The sequence below is a fragment of the Flavobacterium sp. Arc2 genome, assembly GCF_041431385.1.
Classification (GTDB): Bacteria; Bacteroidota; Bacteroidia; order Flavobacteriales; family Flavobacteriaceae; genus Flavobacterium.
The window spans coordinates 11245-32718 of the sequence record NZ_JASMRH010000026.1 but is presented as its reverse complement, the minus strand read 5'-3'; the positions used below and the strand labels follow the sequence as shown (position 1 = coordinate 32718).

Genomic DNA, 21474 nt, shown 5'->3' with positions numbered 1-21474 from the left:
TAGAATTGGGATTTCTGATTTTATAATATCGTGTGTTATCGTAAACTTGCTCCTAGTTCTGTTTCAAAATTCTTTTGAAGTTTCCCCATGATTTTATCAATTTGAACATCGGTCAAAGTTTTTGCGCTGTCTTGTATGATAAAACTTAATGCATATGACTTTTTACCTTCAGGCAGATTGGTTCCTTCGTAAACATCAAACAAATTGACGTCTTTTAATAGGTTTTTTTCGCTCTGTTTTGCAATGGCATAAATACTGTCGTATGTTACGCTTTCGTCTACTAGCAAGGCTAAATCTCTTCTTACTTCTGGGTATTTTGGAATTTCTGTAAATTTGATTTTATTGGATATCATTTTTATAATCACATCCCAATTAAAGTCGGCGTAAAACACTTCTTGTTTTATTCCAAAATGCTTTAGAATTGATTTTTTTACAACTCCAAATTCAACCAGAGCATTATGACCAGCGCCTATTGCAATTCCTTCCGAAAAAACGTCAGATGTTGCAGGGCTGTTTTGTGTTTTTTGGATTCCAAATCTTGCAAGAACAGCATCTACGTAACCTTTAAATAAAAAGAAATCAGAAGGTTTTTGTGTTGTAGTCCAACTTTCTTTGCTTCTGTTTCCTGTTAGAAACAATGTTAGGTGTTTGTGTTCTTCAAAACCTGATAAAAATTTATGGTAGCTTTTTCCAAATTCAAATAATTTCAAATCACTGTTTCTGCGATTGATATTGTAGGATATGGCTTCTAGTCCTGAAAACAATAAAGATTGTCGCAGTGTTGCTAAATCATTACTCAACGGATTCAACATGGTCACGTTGTGTTCTTCTTTCAACATTTCTGAAAGTTCAACGTAAGAAGCAGTCGTTAATGAATTGGCCATCATTTCATTAAATCCTTGTGAATTCAATTGTGTGGCAACTATATTTTGTAATTTATAATCTTCATTTCTAGGAGAATTAGATACGGTCGCATTCAGTTTATTAGAAAAGCTGATGTTGTTATATCCGTAAACTCTTAATATTTCTTCTATTACATCAATTTCTCTTTGGACATCAACACGATAAGCAGGAATTGTTAAACCTAGGCCTGTTTCTGAAAAGCTATTTACTTTAATTTCTAATGAAACTAAAATTTGCTTAATAGTATCTTTTGGTATTTCTTGCCCAATTATCTTGGCAACATTTGCGAAGTTTAAGAATACGGAGAAATCTTCGATTTTCTTTTGGTAGACATCAATCAAATCAGATGTAATGTCACCACCTGCCACTTCTTGGATTAACAAAGCGGCACGTTTTAATGCGTAGGCAGTAATTGTAGGATCGATTCCTCTTTCAAAACGGAAAGAAGCATCGGTATTCAATTGGTGTCTTTTGGCTGTCTTACGGATGCTCACCGGATTAAAATAAGCACTTTCTAGGAAAATAGAAGTAGTATGCTCTGTAACACCTGAATTTTTACCGCCAAAAACTCCAGCAATACATAAAGGTCCTTTTTCGTCACAAATCATCAAATCTTCTTCATGAAGCGTTCTTTCAATATCGTCTAATGTTGTGAACTTTGTTCCAGAAGGTAATGTTTTTACAATTATCTTTCCATTAATTTTTGTAGCATCAAAAGCATGTAGTGGCTGTCCCAATTCATGTAGAACATAGTTAGTTACATCTACTACATTATTTTTAGGAGTGATTCCTATTGCTTTTAAACGATCCTGCAACCAGTTAGGAGAAGGTTTTACCGTAATTCCTGAAATGGTAACACCGCAATAACGTGGTGCCAGAAGTATTTCTTCTACGTTAACGTCAATTTTAAGTGTTCTCATGTCGACTCTAAAATTGCTGACATAAGGAGTGATTAATTCAACATTTACTCCACTTTGCAGTAAACCGGCTCTTAAATCGCGAGCTGTTCCTAAATGACTCATCGCATCGGCACGATTAGGTGTAAGTCCGATTTCGAATACTTCGTCATTTTCTATTTTAAATACATCTGCCGCTTTTGTTCCTGCCGCAATTGAATTGTCTAATATCATAATTCCGTCATGACCAGTTCCAAGACCTAACTCATCTTCGGCACAGATCATTCCGTGACTTTCCTGTCCGCGAATTTTTCCTTTTTTGATAGTAAAAGAACCACCTTCTTTGTCATACAAAACGGTACCTATTGTTGCTACTGGAACTTTTTGTCCAGCATCAACATTGGCAGCTCCACATACAATTTGTAGCGGTACTCCGTCTCCTAAATCAACAGTTGTTATTTTTAGTCGGTCTGCATCGGGATGAGGAATACAAGTAAGTACATGCCCAACTACTATGCCTTCTAAGCCGCCTTTTACAGACTGGTATTTCTCAACAACTTCTACTTCTAGACCTAGATCCGTTAGTAATGCTGCTGTTTCTTCGGAGTCCCAGTCTATTTTTATGAATTGTTTTAACCAATTATAAGATATTTTCATCTGTCAATTTTAATAAGATTGCAAATATAAGGATTGCAGTTTGTAGTAAGAAACTATTTTTTTGGTTTTTTAACACAGTATTGATATATTTTATAAGTATTCTTAATGGGATATTATTAATCTAAGTTAAAGCTATTTACGAATAACATAAAAAAATAACTATAAAAAAGCACATATGAAAATTTAATGCTATTTTTTGGTGGAATAGTGCTATAGTATTAAGATGTATCAATCTATATTTGATAAAATTTAAATTAATAAGATATGAGTAACATAGTATCAAGACCTGAGTTTAAGGCAAAGTACGATAATTATATAGGTGGTAAATTCGTAGCCCCCATTAAAGGAGAATATTTTGATGTTATTTGTCCGATTGACGGAAAGGTATTTACACAAGCCGCACATTCCACGAAGGAAGATTTAGAACTTGCTGTGGATAAAGCCTATGAAGCCTTTCAAACTTGGGGAAAAACTTCGGCTACAGAAAGAAGTAATTTATTGAATAAAATTGCTCAAAGAATAGAAGACAACCTAGAGTACATAGCTACAGTAGAGACGATAGATAATGGAAAGGCTATTCGCGAAACAATGGCAGCTGATATTCCTTTAGCTATTGACCATTTCAGGTATTTTGCTGGAGTGATACGTGCTGAAGAAAGTTCGATTGCTGAATTAGATTCACAAACCGTATCTATAGCATTGAGCGAACCTTTAGGTGTAATTGCTCAAATTATTCCTTGGAATTTCCCAATATTAATGGCTGTATGGAAACTGGCACCTGCGTTGGCAGCAGGAAATACTGTGGTATTAAAACCGGCAGAAAGCACTCCTATTTCGATATTGGTGTTAATGGAATTGATAGGAGACATTCTTCCTCCGGGAGTTATCAATATTGTAAATGGTTTTGGTGCAGAGCTGGGAAGAGCTTTGGTAACAAACAAAAAAGTATCAAAAGCCGCATTTACGGGTTCTACACCCACAGGACGTTTAGTGATGCAATATGCCACTGAAAATATTATCCCTGTGACATTAGAACTTGGTGGTAAATCCCCTAATATTTTTATGAAATCTGTTGGTGATGCCGATGATGATTTCTTTGACAAGGCGATTGAGGGAGCAGTAATGTTTGCTTTAAATCAGGGAGAGATATGTACCTGTCCGTCAAGATTATTAGTTCATGAAGATATATATGACAAATTTATAGCTAAAGTAATTGAAAGAACCGAGGCTATAAAAATGGGTAACCCATTGGATAAAACTACGATGATGGGAGCACAGACTTCATTGGTTCAGCAACAAAAAATTCTTAACTATATTAAATTAGGAAAAGAAGAAGGAGCTGAAGTATTGACTGGAGGGGAAGAGAATCATTTAGAAGGAGATCTTTCAACAGGATATTATATCAAGCCTACTCTTTTTAAAGGGAATAATAAAATGCGTATTTTTCAGGAAGAAATCTTCGGACCCGTTTTAGCAGTGACTACTTTCAAAACAACAGAGGAAGCTATTGCTATTGCAAATGATACTATGTATGGTTTGGGTGCTGGGCTTTGGACACGTGATGCCCATGAGATATATCAGGTTCCAAGAGCGATTCAAGCAGGGCGTGTTTGGATCAATCAATATCACTCTTATCCTGCAGGTGCTCCTTTTGGAGGATATAAACAATCAGGAATTGGACGTGAAAATCATAAAATGATGCTTGCACATTATCAACAAACAAAAAACATGTTGATTTCGTACGATAAAAAGAAATTAGGTTTCTTTTAGAATGTAGCACTAAATAAAGAAAAAGGTGAGTTGAAAGACTTGCCTTTTTTTATATGATGGGAATAAAGGGAGATTAAAGATTTAAATTTTAGAAAACAAATGATGACTAGAAGAATTGACGCAACCGAAAAAGCAATAGAACTAATAAAAATCTTGCAGGAAAAACACGGCGACTTGATGTTTTATCAGGCCGGAGGATGTTGTGAAGGTTCGCAGCCGCAATGTTTTGAAAAAGGAGGTTTCTATCAAAGATTGGGTGATGTTTGTATTGGTACAATAGAAAACACTGAGTTTTGGGTAGACAAGGATTTATTCGAATATTGGAAACATACGCATTTTACTTTGGATGTAATTGATGCTTTTGGAGTGGGAGGGTTTTCTTTAGAAACACCATTAAAAAAGACATTCCAGATTGAATATAGAGTCTTTACTCCTGAGGAGGAAAAAGATTTAGAACCCGTGAAATATATTGAATAAGCTAATTCACGTACAACAGCTGGTATTGTTTTGGCGTAATGCCTTCGTGCTTTTTAAACAAACGAATGAAGTAATTACTGTCTTCAAATCCGGATAAATGACACACTTCATTAATTTGAATCGCTGGATTTTTCAGTAACTGCTTCGCACATTTTATTTTTTCTCTAATTACAAACTCAATTGGAGTCATACCTAACTCTCTCTTGAAGAAACGATAAAAGGACGTTGTACTCATACAAGCTTTTTCGCTCAAGTTTTTAAGACTTATGTTTTCTTTGATGTTTACGCGAATGTATTCCACTACTTGTGCTATAGGACTATTAGGATCTGAGTAAAGTCCGTCCTCAATAGATTTAGCTGTTTGGGTCTGTATAATTCTAATTAGCAATTCTTGTAAGGTCAAATCAGCTAATACATCCTTTGTTATTGACGTACTCATACACTCTTTAATCAATTTATTGATGGTTGTAGCTAATTCTACATTGTTGTAGAAATAGTAATTTTGGTGGTTTAAATGCCAGAATTGGCTATTGCCTTCCTTAGGATAACGATCATTTAAAAAATGCAGTGTTTCATTTATTTTTTGTTGGTCTATTGCCAAAGCTAAACATTGGGTAGGATTATTTTTTGTTGCTTCAGGGAAATCAATTTTCATTTCTACATTAGAAGGAATAACTACAGTTTCACCTGGCAAATATTCAAACCCAGGATCATCAAAAAGATGCATCACTTTCTTTCCTCTCAACATACTGGTTACTACCAAATCATTAAACTTCAAGGGTACTAATTGTGATTCTTTGTATGTTTCAAATAGATTTAATTCACAATGATTTAAATTGTAAACTGTTCTATTTTCAACTAATGTTTTTAACGATTTTTCACTCGACAAATTAGGAGGATTGATGTAGTTGCGATTCATAGAAGTAGTTTATAAAGAAAGAGTTATAAACTTAAGAAAAATAAACGAATTAGTTAAATCTTACCTTGTTAAAATGGATATAATTTTCATCTTAGGAATCAAATTATAGAAAATTTTAAATCAACTATTTTGCAAGTGGAGTCATGTAGTTTTGAAAAAGGAATAGCTTGCAAATACTACCACAAATTAGTAATAGATTTAAGTTCCATCCTTAAGGGTGCCGCCCATCATAAATTGTTAGACAGCGTCAAGGATGAAATTTCGTAAAAGCGGAGTAGTTTACTGCATATATAATGATTCTTGATTCATGCGGGTAACAAAACATATTTTTTAATTTTGAGATCTTGGTAGGCATTCAAATGTTTTTCTTTTGTTTTCGTACCATGCATTCATACCTTGTGGGAAGTGCATTAACTCTTGCATTTCTCTTAATGCTTTAGTATGTGCATCATCCTTTTTTTCAATCATTTCCAAAGCGTGGTTTTTACTCATTTCAGCGATTTCTTCAAAAGTGTGAGCATGAAATTTTTCTTCACATGCTCCGCCAAGTTCTTTACAAGTCATTGTTTTCATAAAATTGTTTTTAATTAATATAGAACTAAATACGAAGAGTCGATATTCAATTTAATGCAAAATTCAACACGTATTTTAGTCCTTTAATAGCGTTATATCGTAAATATAATGGAATTAAATGACAATTTGGTAGTTTTTCAAGAAAAGTGTTTGTCGATCTAACATTGTAAAAAACTTAAAAAAGGCTTTCAGTTTTCCCGTAAAAGGTTTTGTATTTTGATTTTGCAGCATGTTTTTTTTGGGGAACCGCGTTGCAAACGCTACGATCCTTCTTCTAATTTAAGTAGGTACTCGTTGCAAAAGAGCACCAGGCTGATAATCACAGGTTTTATCAATTCCGAGTGGATTCGGACATAGTCAAATCCATCGTAATTGCGGTTATACATTGTCGCGTGTAGTTTTTTTATTCATTATGTATTCAGTTATTTTTCCAATTCCAAAAACAAAAAATGCTATAGTTCCCGAGAAAATCAATCCAATTATAAACGAAATATTTCTTCCAGTATCAGAAATATAGCTTCTCATTGCGGCTTTCTGTTCAGGCGTTATTTCATTTCCGCTAAAAAAACCGTCTCCATTCAAGTCAAATTTTTGCAAAGTCAGCTCCGATGAAATATTAGAATAAGTTGCTCCACCAACTATTAAAAGATAAATAGTGAAAAATACAGTCAGGCTTATCCAAAACCATTTCCATTTTCCGCTTTTAAACAAGGTTTTCCTTTTATAAAAGACTATTCCTAAAATCAGAATAGAAATTATGGATGGAATAATTAAATGGTATGGTAAACTTACTTCATTCATTGAATTTTCTTGGTTTAGTCAAATAGCACAAAATGTCAGTCTGTCTAAAAAACTCCAAACTGTATGTACTATTGCTTATTTTTTAAAATCAGCTTTAGTTAAATCAGTATTAAATTTTATATCGGACCAATTCACGAGTGTCCATGGCTCATTTGTAACCTTTGCATCCCAATTAGATTTTTTATATTTACGTTTTGTAGGTAACAATAAGCCTTCAATATTCTCGTATTCCAATTTCATTAAAAAAGGCTCCATTTTACCAAAATCAACCACTGTAAAAAGAAATTGATCTACTAAATGAGTCTCTTTATTGATATACAATTGATAGGTATCTTTGGGTTTATCATCTTTAGATTCAAAAGTGACTTTTACAACGTCATATTTTATACCATCAATTGTTTTCTCATCTAGGTATTCATAAAACAATCCATTATCCAATAATTTTTGCATCATTGTAAACCAATAAAAATTAGTTGGTCTATTAAAAATCACCGTTTTTAATAGGTCTTGATCCTTTATAATTTTCCCTTTATGCTTAAGCCAATATTCATTACCGTCATATCCTTGCTCCACTAGTCCGTCTAGGTTTGCTAAGGTACGTTCGTGCTTTTTATAAGCGCCGTAAGACAATTCTCCTTCAAAGATATACTTCTCTGTAACACTATCGGTTTTGTTATCTGGCGTTTGGTACGTATACGTATATACTACATTTTTTTTATCCAAAAGTGCATTAAAATTGCCCACTTTTTGAACCATATTATATACTAATTCATGCCCTTTATTTGCAAATTTTGGCGTCGTCGAAGTAATAGAATCAGTTGGGATTTGTTCTTTTGCAGATTGGTTATCGTTTTTACACGAAACCAAGAGAAAACCTAAAGTTATGCTGACTAGTAATTTGATTCTCATAGTATTTATTATTTTGAAAGGTATTGTTGATGATTGTGTTTTGATTTATAAAAAATGTGGTACGATAGTTTGCATTGAGTCGAAGCAGCTAATTTATGAAATACGTAACAAATAGAAGATTCTTGAGAATTTTTTATAATTAAACTAGAACTATAAAATAAAAAGTATTAACCGCGGCCTTCGTGAAGCTTTATTCATTTTGAAAGTTAAGAAAACGAGTGTTTTAGGACAAGAAAAAATATCAAAATAATTTTAATAAAACTATATATTAAAGTAAGAGGATAAGCTGTATCAGTTCTTATTAAACAAGGTTTTTTAGTGCTTCAATTATATCTTCCGGTTCAGAACGTGTTCTATAATCAACATTAACGTAATTCCAAGTAATGATTCCGTCAGTTCCAATGATGAAAGTTGCGGGAATAGGTAGAACGCTGCCGTTGCCATTGTTGATTTTCTCTAAATCTAAGTTGCGATCCACGCGCATGTGATCTAACAAAAATTCAGGAACCTCCCATGCAACACCGTATTGCGATGCGACTTTTGCGTTTTGATCTGATAAAACGGTAAAATTCATTTCGCTGATCTCACTTTTTGTTAAGGAACCGTCAGGAACTTGCGGACTTATAGCAACGAGAGTAGCACCTAGCGCTTGAATTTCTTCTAATCTTGCTTGTAATGCTCTCAGCTGTAAATTACAATACGGACACCAATCACCACGGTAAAAAGTGATTACCACTGGACCTTTTGATAGTAAAGTTTGTAATGATACTGATTTTCCTTCTTGATTTGGTAATTCAAAATCAATGGCTTTTTGTCCCACTTTTAATGCGTTGGCTCCTTGTTCAAATTCTTTTGCTTTATTTATTGCTGCGTCGACACCTTTCATGAATTCAGGATTTGCTTGGCGTCCTGCTTCAATTTTTGCATCTGTTTGTTCTTTTAATGTTTTCATGTTATTATTTTAAATTGCTTTAAGGGCGTCTTTATTTCTGTAATTGTAATTCTTCTCTTTTTGACTCGTCTGAAGTCTTTTTTTGATTCCAATACGGTTCGTTTAGGGTCTTCTTTAATTTTGCTTCAGTAATTAATCCGTCGCCATCGTCTTCTGTCCAAGATTCAATTTTGTAGGGAAAAGCTTTTTGTACTGCAATAGTCACTTTTCGATCGTATTTAGCATATTGAATAGTGTAATTGATCAAATTATCTGATTCGGTTTTACTAATCGTAGCTTTTGTAGCTTCAAGTTTTTTATAAAAAAAGCGACTATAAACCGTGGGAAAAATCATATCCACTTCACCTAGAGGAAGCTGTGCTTTGTTGATTCGCAAGCGCGTCATTAATTCTTCTTCAAGTAGTGCAACAGGAATGTCTTTCTCAGTATCGCCATCAGCTTCAAAATAAGAGAATTGCTTCATGTGATAGTTATTTTTACCAAGGTTGAACTGTGTAAAAGTATGACCACACCACTCTTGTATGCTTGTGTTTGATTTTAAAGTATGCGGATACTGACCTAAATCTACGGGCGTAAAGGTAGAGCTAACGATAGAATAATCGTAAATCCCGGTCGTGAATTTTCTTATTTGGTTTAACTTCATCACCGAAATATTGTCTTTACCCGCTTTTTCTGGATCATCTAATTTGACTTGTTTTTTTAACGAAAAAGGTTCCGTTACAAATACCAAAACTACTTCGCCATTACGAATTTCGCCATAGCGAGATTGTTTTAATGTGTAACTATCCAATTCCGCTTTTCCAGAATACCAATAATCATTAAACTCTTTTGTTGTAGTGCCGCTATTTGCAGTGCTGTCCTGATCTTTGGATAACTTTTGGTCTGACTGACAACTAAATAAGGTGACAATGCTAATGCAGCACAATGTTTTTAAGAATGAATTCATAAGTGTCTATTTTTAAAGCAGTAATTTTTTTAAATTTCTAAAATGCTTGTTACTCGTTGAAGAAGTTCAGCGGCTATTTCTTTATCTAAATTATAGTCACTTAAATTTAATATAAGGCTACTAATAACGATTCCTTTTCATAATTACGGGAATAATTTCTTCTGTTTAAACTAATTAGTTATTACCTGGGTTAACAGTTGTCATTGTAAGTGCGTTTTAAGCTAAAAATCTGCGATTATTTTCGTAGGTATGCTAGAATAAGCAGTTACCTATTGCCATTGTTGTCGAACGTTTTTATTCAGTTATTTTATTTTTTATTCTTGGATTTATTTTAGTTAAATCCTTTGCAAAATGAAACTTGTCTTTTGGTGAAATTATAATAGCATCAAATTTTCCATATTTGATTTTAATTCGGTCAAATGATGGTGCAGGTGAAGAGATGATACTTTTAGTTTTTGATATTTCTTTGATTTCATCAATATCAATCGGTTCATACGAAAATATTCCGGTTTTTATTTTAAGTTTATCATTATCTATGGTGTATTGGGTTTTTAAAAAAAGATGCGCAATAAAAGCAAAAACTACTGAAAGGAATACTATTAATCCAATCGTTTTTGCATTAATATTTCCATTAATTAAATCAGGAATCAATGGTCCATAAAACACCAAGAATACAAAAGTCAGTAATCCGTATGATACTTTTGATGGATATGTTTTTGTCATAAAAATTTTATATTCATTAATCTTTCCAATCTTGTTTTTGGTTTAAAAAAGTTCCAGACCGAAGATCGCCAAAGTTTTTGACAATCACGTATTTCTCTTTTGCTATTTGCTCATCGTTGCGCGTACTAACTGTTGCAATTCTGCGCGAACGTTTACGCATAACTGCGCGATCGGGTCATCTTTTTCATTTTAAGGAAATTAATTTTTTAGTGACTAATTCCAGATCACTTTCACTGATTTCTGGTTTTGGAGCAAGAGGGTACAATTGAGCACCTGGTCTACTAATAAAAGCACCTCTCCAGCCAGCCCAAAGTGCACCGGCAATATCCCATCCGTGTGCTGCTACTAATAGACATTCAGAAGGTTTTACACCCATTTTCCTTGCTGCCCAATCGTAGGCATCTGCATGAGGTTTAAATTTTCCTATATCCTCAATACTTAATCTTTCTTCAAAATAGTCTAATAATCCAGCATTTTCAAATTGTGTTTTCACCCCCTTATTTGATGAATTGGTAAAGGAAACTAATTTGTATCCAGCATCTTTTAATTGCTGTAAAGACGCTTTGACTTCGGGATGTGCCGGTAGGGAGCGGATGGGAACCAAAATAGCTTCTTTAGCTTCATTTTCAGTAATAACGATACCATTGTTAGCTGCGACCATTTGTAGTGCTGCCGCTCCAATTACTCCAAAATCATTGTATTGTCGTCCTACGGTAGAGACTAAAGAATACTGCAACATGGTGGTAAACCATAACGGTAATAATTCACTTCGGCCTCCAAGTATGTTTCCAACGCTTGTCTTCATTGCTGTTAAGTCTAGTAAAGTCTCATTAACATCAAAAAATAATACTTTGGGTCTTGTCGATAACTCTTTTGATTCCAATTCGTTCGCAGCGGTTGCAGCAAATCCAAAATAAGGAATTGCTGTACCTGCAATTCCAAGTAAAGCGGTGTTTTTAATAAAATTTCTTCTATTGTTTTTCATTGTTTGTGTATTTATGTTAAAACATTTTATGAGGTATGTTTTCGAAGTAAAAAAAAAATTATGGTTTTAGTTGATTTAGGTATAATGATAAACCAGAAATATATTGAACTAGAATAATCTCTTTATCATATAACTTTGTAATCTGCGCGAACGTTTAAGTATAACTGCGCGATCGGGTAGCCATCAATAATGAATGATGGCTATCTCAATCCTATTGAAATTAAATTTAGTCGTTCACGATAAATGCGTGAATTACTCCTGGTAGCCATCCTATAATTGTGAGGATAATACTTATCAGAAATGTTCCACCAATTCCGTGTTTCATAAAAACTGCTAATGGTGGTATTAATATATTTAGTATAATTATTAATGGTGACATATTTTATGTTTTTTAAATTACTTTAAATTTTATCTTCAATTTGTTCTTCCTCGACCGTTAAAAATGGTGAGCCAATCGCACCTCCTGCAAATGCAGCTCCAGCGCCTAATAAGAATAGAAAAAATGCTATAATGCTGTATTTTCCTGCTGCATCAGCTGCTTCATCCGTTACTTTAATTGCTTTCTTTTTTGCTTTTGCATAGTACTTTTCTGCCTTGTTTACAGCTTTGTCTATCTTTCTGTCCCATTTTTCAATTACTCCGTTGATTTCAGCTTCTGATAATTTGGTGTTCTCGGTTAGATAATTCTTAATCTCTTCTTTATTTAGAAGTTCATCTGCGCCATCTGCGTTAATCCTTAAATTCCCGTCTTTATCTAAATCAACAGATAGTTCATTAAAAAATTCGTCAATATTCTCGTCAAGATTTAGGTCCTTTAAAAATGCTTTAGAATCTCTTTGGGCTTCGTTCATTGTGCTTCTGATCTCTGCTGATGCATCGTTTGGTAAAATATCATTTCTTTCAGCAGTATTAATGAGTTGAAAAGCTTGTTTTTTAATTGTTTCCATTGAAAATGTTGCGTCATCTGTTCCTTTGTTTTCAGCTTCTTTTAATGCTTCAGCGACATTTGTTGCTGTAGAATCTGAAAAAACTGAGCTTGCTGCGCTTGCCATCCCGTTGAAAATTCCTCCAATAGTAGATGTTACAAGATATATCGAAAGTATTAAATAAAGAGCCCAAGCAAGAAATCCGTGAAGTCCGCCGTCACTATTTGCTGGCAATCCGCTCATACGACCAGCTACCATACCACCCATAAAGAGAGCAGCAAGATTTGAAATTCCCCACCATACTATCGTTCCAGTTCCCAAACCGTCCATTGGATTGGCTTCGGTCATTGGGTCAATGGTGGTAAGTCCAATACCCAATCCGAGAAGATTAAGTAGAAATGCTACTGTAATTGCGGTAAGAGTACCTGCGATGATTGCTCCCCAAGATATTCTTGAAATTTTTGGAAATTTATTTTGAATGTCAATGTATTGATTTCTCATTGTATTGGTTTTTAGTGTTTTACAAATAAAGTTAGTTAAAAAAGGTGGTTAAAAGACTCTATTTTGAAAAAACTTTGATGCTATCAATTTCATCAAAATTTAATTTTGCTACTCTTTTCCTTGTATTAGTGATGTCAGCGGTGGCAAAAGGCTCTTTTATTTTTTGTGTGGTTGGTGGTGCGTTTTTGGCAAAAAACAAATGTGCCTTTCGAGTATTGGCTTTTTTTAGCCTTGCACATAACTTGTATATACTCGCTACTCAATAGCGACTATACACCCCAAATCAGTTAGATTGTCGCTATTGAATAGCGCATTTTTCAGTTATTCAAATATATAAATTTACCGAAAAATCTGATGAATTAATTTGAGTTGAGTTGTTCCCGATAGCGCGAATTTTCAACAAGTGCCTATTCCAATTATCAATTGCAATTTATTTTTAACGGTTCTTTTTGAACTTTTCACTTCTCAGTTTCACGCTTGTTTTCTCATTGTTGCGGGCACAGAATGCAATTCTGCGCTAACGTGGTTCCACACGAAAGGATTCGTGCCTTTACTTTATGTTTGATAAAAAGAGTAACTTTATTCAAAGGAAAACAGAGGTGAAGATTAGGTAATGGAATCAGGAGATTCCATTTTATCTGGCTTCGACATGACTTTCAGAACAAGTCGAAGAGCTTACTTTCTTAATTTTGATTGGTTAGTGAAGACAACCAAGGTATGAGGTAGGTTCCCAACATTCCTAATATAGGCAAACAGCACAAGGTTGATTTTTCAAATCTGTTTCCGACCAGGCATAAAAAAAAAACTTGATCATCAACACGGGTTAAACTATCCAATGATTATCACGATATGTGAATTGTGTAAAAATACTTCAAAATTACGTAACATATTGAATAAGAATGATTTATCTTTGATATAGTTAAGAACAAAAAACATTATTATAATTTAAGAAACTTATTTTTTCAGTTATGTTCGCTAAATTCCCGAAAAATCGCTAATTCAACAGACTTCTTCTTTGGAAATAATAGATTCTTTAAATAGAAATACGAAAACAAATAATTCACACTAAAATCAATATTATGAAAACTAATTTCTTTAAAATCATCACTATCTTGACAACATTTATGTTAAGTTCAAGCGTTTCTGCCCAGGTGGATGGACCTATCCTTAACGGAGTAGACAACACCAGCGAGTATAAAACAATCGAGTTAATAAATATGGACAAAGATCTCTCGACCTTTGCAAACTTGCTGACGCTTTCTGGGCTCAATCTTTCTTTGGCGCTTACCACAGAACCCCATACACTGTTAGTTCCTACCAATGAAGCTTTTTCCAAAATGTCCATAAAACGGTTTGTGGAATTGACCAATCCAAAGAACAAGACAGAACTGATCAAATTTATGACTGACCATTTTTTATCAAAAAAATATAATAGTTATGAGTTTAAGCAGGCTGATATCATCAGTACTGGAAATAACACCAAGATTAAACTTTATAAGGATGATTATTATTTGTCTTTTGGAGGAGCAGAAGTCATTCAAGCAGATATCAAATCTAAAAACGGAATGATTTTTATAATAGATGGCTTTATAGAACCTTCCCGTTTTTAAGAGCAATTCAAGTTTTTGATACTATAAACCTCACAAGGGCTTTACTTCAAATTTCAATAGAAATATGTTGAAGGAAAGCCCTTTTACTATGTCTGTGATAAGTTCAATATTTAACACAAAACGAGCGCTGTTAAAATGATATTTCAACAAATTTTAAAATAACGGCTCGCCTTTTAATCCCTCATTGTGGGTTTAATTCCCCAGGGCTTGCCTCGCAATCAAAATATATTTTTATAATCAACAACCTCGTGGCTTGCCCCGAGGTTGTTGATTATGAATTGTTTTAATTAAAGTTTATTATCCCGATAACACGAATTTGTAATCCGTACCCATGCCAATTATCAATTGCAATTTATTTTCACCAGTTCTTTTTGAACTTTTCACTTCTCAGGTTTACGCTTGTTTACTCATTGTTGCGGGCACAGAATGCAATTCTGCGCTAACGATGGGAAAAAATATATCCGAGCAGTCAGGGCCAACGTTTGCGCTAAAATATCGGTTCGGTCGGTTTATTTAACTGCTGGCTTTACCATTTTCTTGTTATATAATATTCTGCTATTCTAAATAATACAAAACATGTAAAAGCAATAACTAATTTGATTAAAAATTTAGATTTCGGTTGTTGAAACTTATTGAAATTCATTAATGCCTTTATGCTTTGAATAACTTTTTCTTTATTTAACCATAAAATGATTAGTATTAACAATTGGTACAGAATCGCTGCTTTTAGAGCTCCATAATGCACTTCGAAATATATGTCTTGTAAGATCACATTGACAAGTATAGTAGAGGCAATTAAACAACCAATAAGTCTAGTTCTTTTTATCAAAATCAAAGCCCCTCCCATTATTTCAAAAAGTCCTAAAGTTATTGCATATGATTTAGAATAACCATAAAAAGCCCACATCAATTGCATTCCAGTCATTTCTGAAACTGTTTTCTCAATCGCACTAGCTCCTTCAAATTGTAATGCTTTTCCGCCACCATAAACAAACAAGCCAAATACTACAATCCAGCTAATTGCATTTTCAAATATTTCTATTTTATCTTTTCTGTCGAATTTCATTCTTTGTGTTTTCTAGAAGTTTATTACAACTTTCTTGATCGGTTCTTTTTAAATTGAGTTTACTGTAAATATAAAATCTTTAGCTTTTTTAAATAGCTACCACGCGAAAGGATTCGGGCTGTAGCGGGGGTAATTACTTATTTACTATTAACTTCATTGTTGTTAAAAGTTGTTGTGTTTTTTCGATGTCAAAGTATTTATCTTTTATAAGCTTTACTTTATAGTTCACCGGTAAATAAATACCCCATTTAGAAAAATCTAATAATGCTGGATTTACTCCTAAAAGTATAGAAATATGACTATCAATATCGGTTAATGGGAGAGCTATAGAACTCCATTTTGAGATTAATTCTTCTTGAGGAATCTCTATATAAAACAGACACTTGGATTCTCTCTCATCAAGGGAATTTTTTATTCCTGCAATATTTAAGAGTAATTGTATAGTCCTGTTTATCCGTGTCCCTGCAAAAGTGAATAGTTGCAAGTTTCTTTCTGTTAAAAATAAAGGACGGTCAGTGTGCAAATCAAGTATTTCGAAAACAGAAAAATCTTTACGAAGAATTTCTATTTCGTTACAACTTGGTTGGTCAAGAAAATCGTAGTTTGTTTTTGAGTAAAGAATTTCGAGCATTTTTTCTCTAATTCTTAGATGTAATGTTGCCCCATTACTCGAAAATTTAGGTGGTTTTCCATCATTTGTAGGCACTACTTCTATCTTTTTAGCCTTGTGGTCAATGAATTTAATTTTCCAAATTTTAGCAGATAGCAAAATATTTTCATCTTCAATTATTTGTAATGAAAAGGGTATTTCTCCAATTTTATTACCTGCATTTACTATTTTAAAATTTTCTTCAGTTTTAAATACGCTATAAAAATCACGACTATTTACGACTTTTTCTCCTTCTACACCGATTATAACTTCGTGTTGTAATTTTTCAAGGAAATCAATTTCAATTAAATGATTAAGGATTTGTTCTATTTCAGATAATTCAATTTGTTTAAACGCAGCATTTTCTTTTAGTTGATTTATTAAATCCGTTAATTTAATACCTGAATATCCTTTTGTTATCGATAAGGCCTGATGGACTAGAATATCATAGGGCTTTTCGTTTTTTTGAGGTGCTTCAATAAAACCTTCTTTGTATAATAACCAACAAGCAATAGATTGAAGTAAGCTCCATTTATTTGTAGCATACAGAAACAAATTACTGCTTTCTCCTTCTTTTCGTCCACTTCTTCCAACTCTTTGAATCAATGAAGCAATGCTATGAGTTGCGTCAATTTGAACCACTTCATCAACTGTTCCAATGTCAATTCCCAATTCAAGTGTTGATGTGCAAGAAATGCAAAAGTTTTGTCTATTGTTGTTCTTTGCAAAATATTCAATGTACTCTCTGACTTCTCTGTCCACTGATGAGTGATGTGAAAAATAATTAGAATGCCCATTCACCCGGCCTGAAATCTTTTTAAGTTTTACCGCTACCTCTTCAGCTCGTCCTCTACTATTGGGAAAGATTAAAACCTTGTTATCTCTTGTTTCTAGGTATAAATTTTTCAAAAGTTCTAAAGGTAACTCTTCGGTTTCATTTTTGAAGTAGCGAAATTGAGCATTAATTTCTTTGGCGGTTCTGTCAATTAATATTTTAGTCTTCTCAGCATTACCAGTAAATTCTTTTACTTCTGAAAATTTATTTTCTTCACTCATTGTAGCTGATAGACCAACAATGCTGTACGCTTTAGAATTCAGCTGTTGTAGTCTTGATAAAATAGATTTTAATTGAATTCCTCTGTCTGTACCGATAAATGAATGTATTTCATCTATAACTACATATTTGAGATTTGAAAACAACTGTTTTATATTGAAAGGCTTATTCACAAACATTGCTTCCAATGATTCAGGCGTAATTAATATTATTCCGTTTGGTTGTTTTATTAGTTTGTCTTTCAATGTTTTGTTGGCCTCACCATGCCACTTTGTGACAGTTACATCGAGATTTTTACAAAGTTCTTCAATGCGAAAAAACTGGTCGTTTATTAAAGCAATTAAAGGCGAAATGTAGAGTACTTGAACACCAGATTCGTTAAAATCAACTTTTGAAAGGATTGGTAAAAAAGCAGCCTCTGTTTTTCCTGATGCCGTTCTTGACACTAAAATAAAATTGTCTTCAGAAGAAATAATTTTAGTAATAGCAGCATTTTGAATTGGGCGCAATTGTTCCCAATGCATATCACGAACATATTTTCGTATTGGCTCTGAAAGTAAATTAAACGACATTATAATTCTTCAATGCTATCTAATGAAAATTCAGCAGGTCTTTCATCTGAAATTTCTAAATCTCCAAAAAGCTTCTTTTTGTCTATTTCTGGATTTTGTCGAAGAATATTGAGTATGTTGAGAAAATCTCGAATAACTTCTCTTGGCGTTAAAAATTCTGAGGCTCCAGGTTTGTTAAATAACTCTTCCATAAACTGTTGAATATCTTCATCATTGATTGATATTTCCGTTTTGTAATTGTAATCAAATATAGCTTTCAACTTTTTAAGCAATACAAATATTTCATTATGGTCAAGAGGAAGTAGACGAATCACCGGTTGCGCAAAATCTCTTATTTCGGCTGTTTCATATTTATTAGTTATTAATCTTGTTTTTAGAGCGTCATAACTAAAAAAGCCTCTGCGTTGATTTTCTAAAACTTCTTTTGTACCCGCAAAGTTGAAAAATAAATTAGTGACTTTTCCTTGAAAACAATCGTTATAAATCGTCAATATTTTTTCGTAATTCTTCTCTCTAACAGCAGAATTTGAAATTTTGTAAAGATTAATAGCTTCATCTAAGTTCACCATAAAGCCGCTATAGCCCATACTTACAAATAATTTACAAAAATTTTTGAGCATATCATAGTAATTCAAATCATTAATGACTTCTCTTACTCCTAAATCTTGTCTCGCTTCGGTTTTCGTTTTGTATTCTCCTTTGAGCCACTTCAAGGCATTTCTTCTTAATTGCTCATCATCAGTTATATATCCTTCGTAATATTTCATTACAACCACTCCAAAATCGAAACCACCAACATCTGTGATGTCATTAATGGTTTTCATAATATTGCTTTGTATAAGCTTCAAATATTGTTCGTTACGAATATCTATTAAGGAAATATTGTTGTCTTCTGCAGTTTTAGAAATCACTTGTTCAATCCATTTTTCCAATAAAGTAGGTAAAGCTCCACCTTCAGGTTTGGTCTGAATAGATACATTATCCATAATGGCAGCGTATAATGCAACACCTTTTCCGTCATTGGAATACAGACGATTGTCGGGAGTGAAGTCAGCATTTGCTACGACAAATTTCTGTTTTAAAGCAACAGTATTAAGCAAATGAAGCATAAAGGATTTACCTGACCCAAAGTCACCAATCCAGAATTTCACCATGCTGTGTCCATTCTTTACATCTTCTAATGCAGAAACAACTGCATTTATTTCTTCCGAACGTCCAACAGCAATATGTTGAACGCCAATTTTTGGAACTACGCCCCCAATTAATGAATTGATAATTGATGTAGCTTCTTTAGGTTTAATGTTATTTATCATATTGTAGATATTTTTTGAAAGTAGTTAATGTTGATGGTGTAGTAATCGTCTTCTTCCTCAATCAATACATCATCCAAAAACTCGTAACAAGTATCGTTAATACTTTCAATCAATGAGTTTTTAAAGACTCCTTTTGATTTGGCAAATACTTCAAACTCCTCTTGAGGTATTGAAAAATTGCTTTTAGCAAATAGTTCTAATGCCGTTGTATGTATTGTTGTAAAAGATAATTCACTAACAAAAGCGGACTGCTGAGCTTCTTCGTTTTTTTGAGTTATCTCAATTTGGATTTCTTCATTGCTTATTTCTTGCGATTTTATGGCGTTGTTTTCATCTTCAAAATCATCCTTTAAATATTCATTCAGTAGTTCAACTGTGCCGGAATGTTGTTGCTGAACTTCATTGATTGATGCCGTGTTAAGCTTTATTTTTTTACGTTTAACCTTATACAAATTAGAGACGTCTTCCAGAGCTTTATCTATATCCTTGTCTTTAATTAGTTCACTAATAATTTTTTCAAAAGCGTGTAATTGTTCATTTGTTTTGAACAAGTTTTTCTGGATGGTTTTGGTAAGTTGTTTATTGTTGAAAGTGGTGGATTCCAAATCGCAGTATAAATAAGAAACATAAAAAGTGAGCGCAGATTCCTTATCATATTTAGAGATAAACTTTGAAGCTTCAAAAAAGATGTTCTCAATTGACGGATTCTTTTCGTTTAGTAATGCAAGAGAATGAATTGAATCAATAAACTCGTTTGAATTTTCATTATAGTTTGCTATTAATTCTTCAAACTTAATTTTCCAACGATTTGTATTTTGTGAGTATAGCTCGATCTCTGTCGCTTTGTCCGGAGGACTTGCTTTCAAAATTAATATTGGTAACAATTCAGTTACTTTAGAGATTATTTTTGTTTCAAACTCTGTTATAACTTCTTCATTATTATAATAAATATTAGTATTTAGTTTTCGCTTATGACTATAATATTCACGAACTGCATTTTCACAATATTTGAAAATAAGAGAATAGAATTCTCTAGGTGTCGATTCAATAATGTACCTGTAATTCGGACTACCATTTCTATATTTGAATTGCTTCCTTGCAATTATATCTGAAATAATTAAGAATTGTTGATCAATAGTCGTTTCTTCTTGAATATATTTTTGTTTTAACGCTGAAATTACGGCAATATAAAGTTTTAGGATTTCAAGACCACAATACTCAATGTTGAAAAAGTTATTACTTGGATAATAAATATTGTTAAGGAGTTCTACATCCTTATCATTCAATATTAACTTGTCTTTGTATTTGCTCCCTAATTCCCAATATTGCTCATAGGAATTGATATAAGAATAAGTATCCGCTTCTTTCGATAAAGCAGTATTGTTTTTTAATTTTTGTTGAAGAAATGATACTGCGTATGACTTTGTTTTAGGATAGTATTGCCCCAAAGTTTTAAGCTGGTTCTCAAGTTTAGGAATGTCTTTAGAATTATCATATTCAGCGAGTAAGTCAAATAATAGAATGAAAGCATAATTTGTGTTTCCCTCTAAATCATAATACTCATTATTTAAGAAGCTGTTTTTGAAAATACTATAAAACTTCTTTTGTTCGCTTGAAGCTCTATTTATCTCTTCATACGAGTAAACATATTGATGTTTCCATGCAGGTACGTCGACATTGTGTTTTAAATTACTTATTGGTGGTATTGTGTAAGACTGATCCGAAATATCAATTACTGAGTCGTCATTAGAGTTATTTGAAAAACCTGAAGTTGTCACGGTTGCTTTGATGTTGTTAACGGGATTTTGCACTAAATTTTGTGGCATTACCTTCTCTTTTTTATAATTAGAATTTACATTTTTTGTTAATGGATTGTATTTAAGATTAAATTTTTCTTCAGACATAGTTAGAAAAATTATAAAATCAATTATACTTATAAATAACGGAATATAGGTCCAGAAAAAAATTAGAGAGAATATACCTTTTGCTGTTTGTCCTAAATAAAATCTATGAATTCCAATTCCACCTAAGAATAATGCCAAGAAAGAAGCAGTATTTTTACTTTTCATTTTTTACTTTTATATTGTAACGTGAAAAAATTGTACTTGTAGTGGCATTTCTTTCTTATTAAAAGCTACAAATATTAATATTCCAATTTTTATTAGTGCTGTCATTAGTGTTCTGAATGTCAAAAGCATTAATTTTCAATCAACTTTTATATACTCACTACTCCATTGTGACTATACACCCCCAAATCAGGTAGATTGTCGCT

At 32.9% G+C, this 21474-nt stretch carries 18 protein-coding genes; 3 read left to right on the top strand and 15 right to left on the bottom strand.

Annotation, left to right across the window (positions count from 1 at the left end; genetic code table 11):
* Positions 1-35: 35 nt before the first annotated feature.
* Entirely contained in the window at positions 36-2456 is a 2421-nt protein-coding gene (gene pheT / locus QO182_RS16125; protein WP_371562740.1) for a phenylalanine--tRNA ligase subunit beta, read from the bottom strand.
* A 264-nt stretch (positions 2457-2720) separates the two neighbouring features.
* Between pheT and QO182_RS16120 the strand changes: the two genes are divergently transcribed.
* Both QO182_RS16120 and QO182_RS16115 read left to right on the top strand, forming a co-directional pair.
* On the top strand, positions 2721-4226 hold the full coding sequence (locus tag QO182_RS16120; RefSeq protein WP_371562737.1) for an aldehyde dehydrogenase family protein: 1506 nt from the start codon (positions 2721-2723) through the stop codon (positions 4224-4226).
* A 102-nt stretch (positions 4227-4328) separates the two neighbouring features.
* Complete coding sequence (locus QO182_RS16115; RefSeq protein ID WP_371562776.1) at positions 4329-4703, top strand: DUF779 domain-containing protein; 375 nt, start codon at positions 4329-4331, stop codon at positions 4701-4703.
* Position 4704: 1 nt separating this feature from the next.
* On the opposite strand, the gene QO182_RS16110 is transcribed toward QO182_RS16115, so the two are convergent.
* The 10 genes from QO182_RS16110 to QO182_RS16065 all read right to left on the bottom strand — a co-directional run bounded on the left by QO182_RS16110 (position 4705) and on the right by QO182_RS16065 (position 12938).
* Entirely contained in the window at positions 4705-5622 is a 918-nt protein-coding gene (locus QO182_RS16110; protein ID WP_371562735.1) for an AraC family transcriptional regulator N-terminal domain-containing protein, read from the bottom strand.
* Positions 5623-5952: 330 nt separating this feature from the next.
* Entirely contained in the window at positions 5953-6195 is a 243-nt protein-coding gene (locus tag QO182_RS16105; protein WP_371562733.1) for a DUF1059 domain-containing protein, read from the bottom strand.
* A 378-nt stretch (positions 6196-6573) separates the two neighbouring features.
* Positions 6574-6996 (bottom strand): hypothetical protein, encoded by a 423-nt coding sequence (locus QO182_RS16100; protein WP_371562731.1) that lies wholly within the window; start codon positions 6994-6996, stop codon positions 6574-6576.
* 75 nt (positions 6997-7071) lie between these two features.
* The gene (locus QO182_RS16095; RefSeq protein ID WP_371562729.1) at positions 7072-7905 is read right to left on the bottom strand and encodes a hypothetical protein; all 834 of its coding nucleotides are present in this window, start codon (positions 7903-7905) and stop codon (positions 7072-7074) included.
* A gap of 301 nt (positions 7906-8206) precedes the next feature.
* Positions 8207-8857, bottom strand: coding sequence for a peroxiredoxin-like family protein (locus QO182_RS16090; protein ID WP_371562727.1), 651 nt, complete (start codon positions 8855-8857; stop codon positions 8207-8209).
* A gap of 31 nt (positions 8858-8888) precedes the next feature.
* Positions 8889-9803: a septum formation inhibitor Maf gene (locus QO182_RS16085; protein WP_371562725.1), complete on the bottom strand. Its 915-nt coding sequence runs from the start codon at positions 9801-9803 to the stop codon at positions 8889-8891.
* Positions 9804-10097: 294 nt separating this feature from the next.
* Complete coding sequence (locus tag QO182_RS16080; RefSeq protein ID WP_371536841.1) at positions 10098-10526, bottom strand: PH domain-containing protein; 429 nt, start codon at positions 10524-10526, stop codon at positions 10098-10100.
* Positions 10527-10710: 184 nt separating this feature from the next.
* Positions 10711-11511, bottom strand: coding sequence for a haloacid dehalogenase type II (locus QO182_RS16075; protein ID WP_371562722.1), 801 nt, complete (start codon positions 11509-11511; stop codon positions 10711-10713).
* Positions 11512-11737: 226 nt separating this feature from the next.
* Positions 11738-11890: a YqaE/Pmp3 family membrane protein gene (locus QO182_RS16070; protein WP_371536836.1), complete on the bottom strand. Its 153-nt coding sequence runs from the start codon at positions 11888-11890 to the stop codon at positions 11738-11740.
* Between the two features lie 22 nt (positions 11891-11912).
* On the bottom strand, positions 11913-12938 hold the full coding sequence (locus QO182_RS16065; RefSeq protein ID WP_371536834.1) for a hypothetical protein: 1026 nt from the start codon (positions 12936-12938) through the stop codon (positions 11913-11915).
* A 1079-nt stretch (positions 12939-14017) separates the two neighbouring features.
* Between QO182_RS16065 and QO182_RS16060 the strand changes: the two genes are divergently transcribed.
* Positions 14018-14548, top strand: coding sequence for a fasciclin domain-containing protein (locus QO182_RS16060; protein WP_371536831.1), 531 nt, complete (start codon positions 14018-14020; stop codon positions 14546-14548).
* A gap of 526 nt (positions 14549-15074) precedes the next feature.
* On the opposite strand, the gene QO182_RS16055 is transcribed toward QO182_RS16060, so the two are convergent.
* The 4 genes from QO182_RS16055 to QO182_RS16040 all read right to left on the bottom strand — a co-directional run bounded on the left by QO182_RS16055 (position 15075) and on the right by QO182_RS16040 (position 21271).
* The gene (locus QO182_RS16055) at positions 15075-15614 is read right to left on the bottom strand and encodes a hypothetical protein (protein WP_371536829.1); all 540 of its coding nucleotides are present in this window, start codon (positions 15612-15614) and stop codon (positions 15075-15077) included.
* A gap of 133 nt (positions 15615-15747) precedes the next feature.
* Positions 15748-17889, bottom strand: a complete 2142-nt coding sequence (locus QO182_RS16050) for a DEAD/DEAH box helicase (RefSeq protein ID WP_371562718.1) — start codon at positions 17887-17889, stop codon at positions 15748-15750.
* The gene (locus tag QO182_RS16045) at positions 17889-19202 is read right to left on the bottom strand and encodes an ATP-binding protein (protein ID WP_371562715.1); all 1314 of its coding nucleotides are present in this window, start codon (positions 19200-19202) and stop codon (positions 17889-17891) included. Before QO182_RS16045 ends, QO182_RS16050 begins: the two co-directional genes overlap by 1 nt.
* The gene (locus QO182_RS16040) at positions 19199-21271 is read right to left on the bottom strand and encodes a tellurite resistance TerB C-terminal domain-containing protein (protein ID WP_371562713.1); all 2073 of its coding nucleotides are present in this window, start codon (positions 21269-21271) and stop codon (positions 19199-19201) included. The genes QO182_RS16045 and QO182_RS16040 overlap by 4 nt, the downstream gene beginning before the upstream one ends.
* Positions 21272-21474 lie beyond the last annotated feature (203 nt).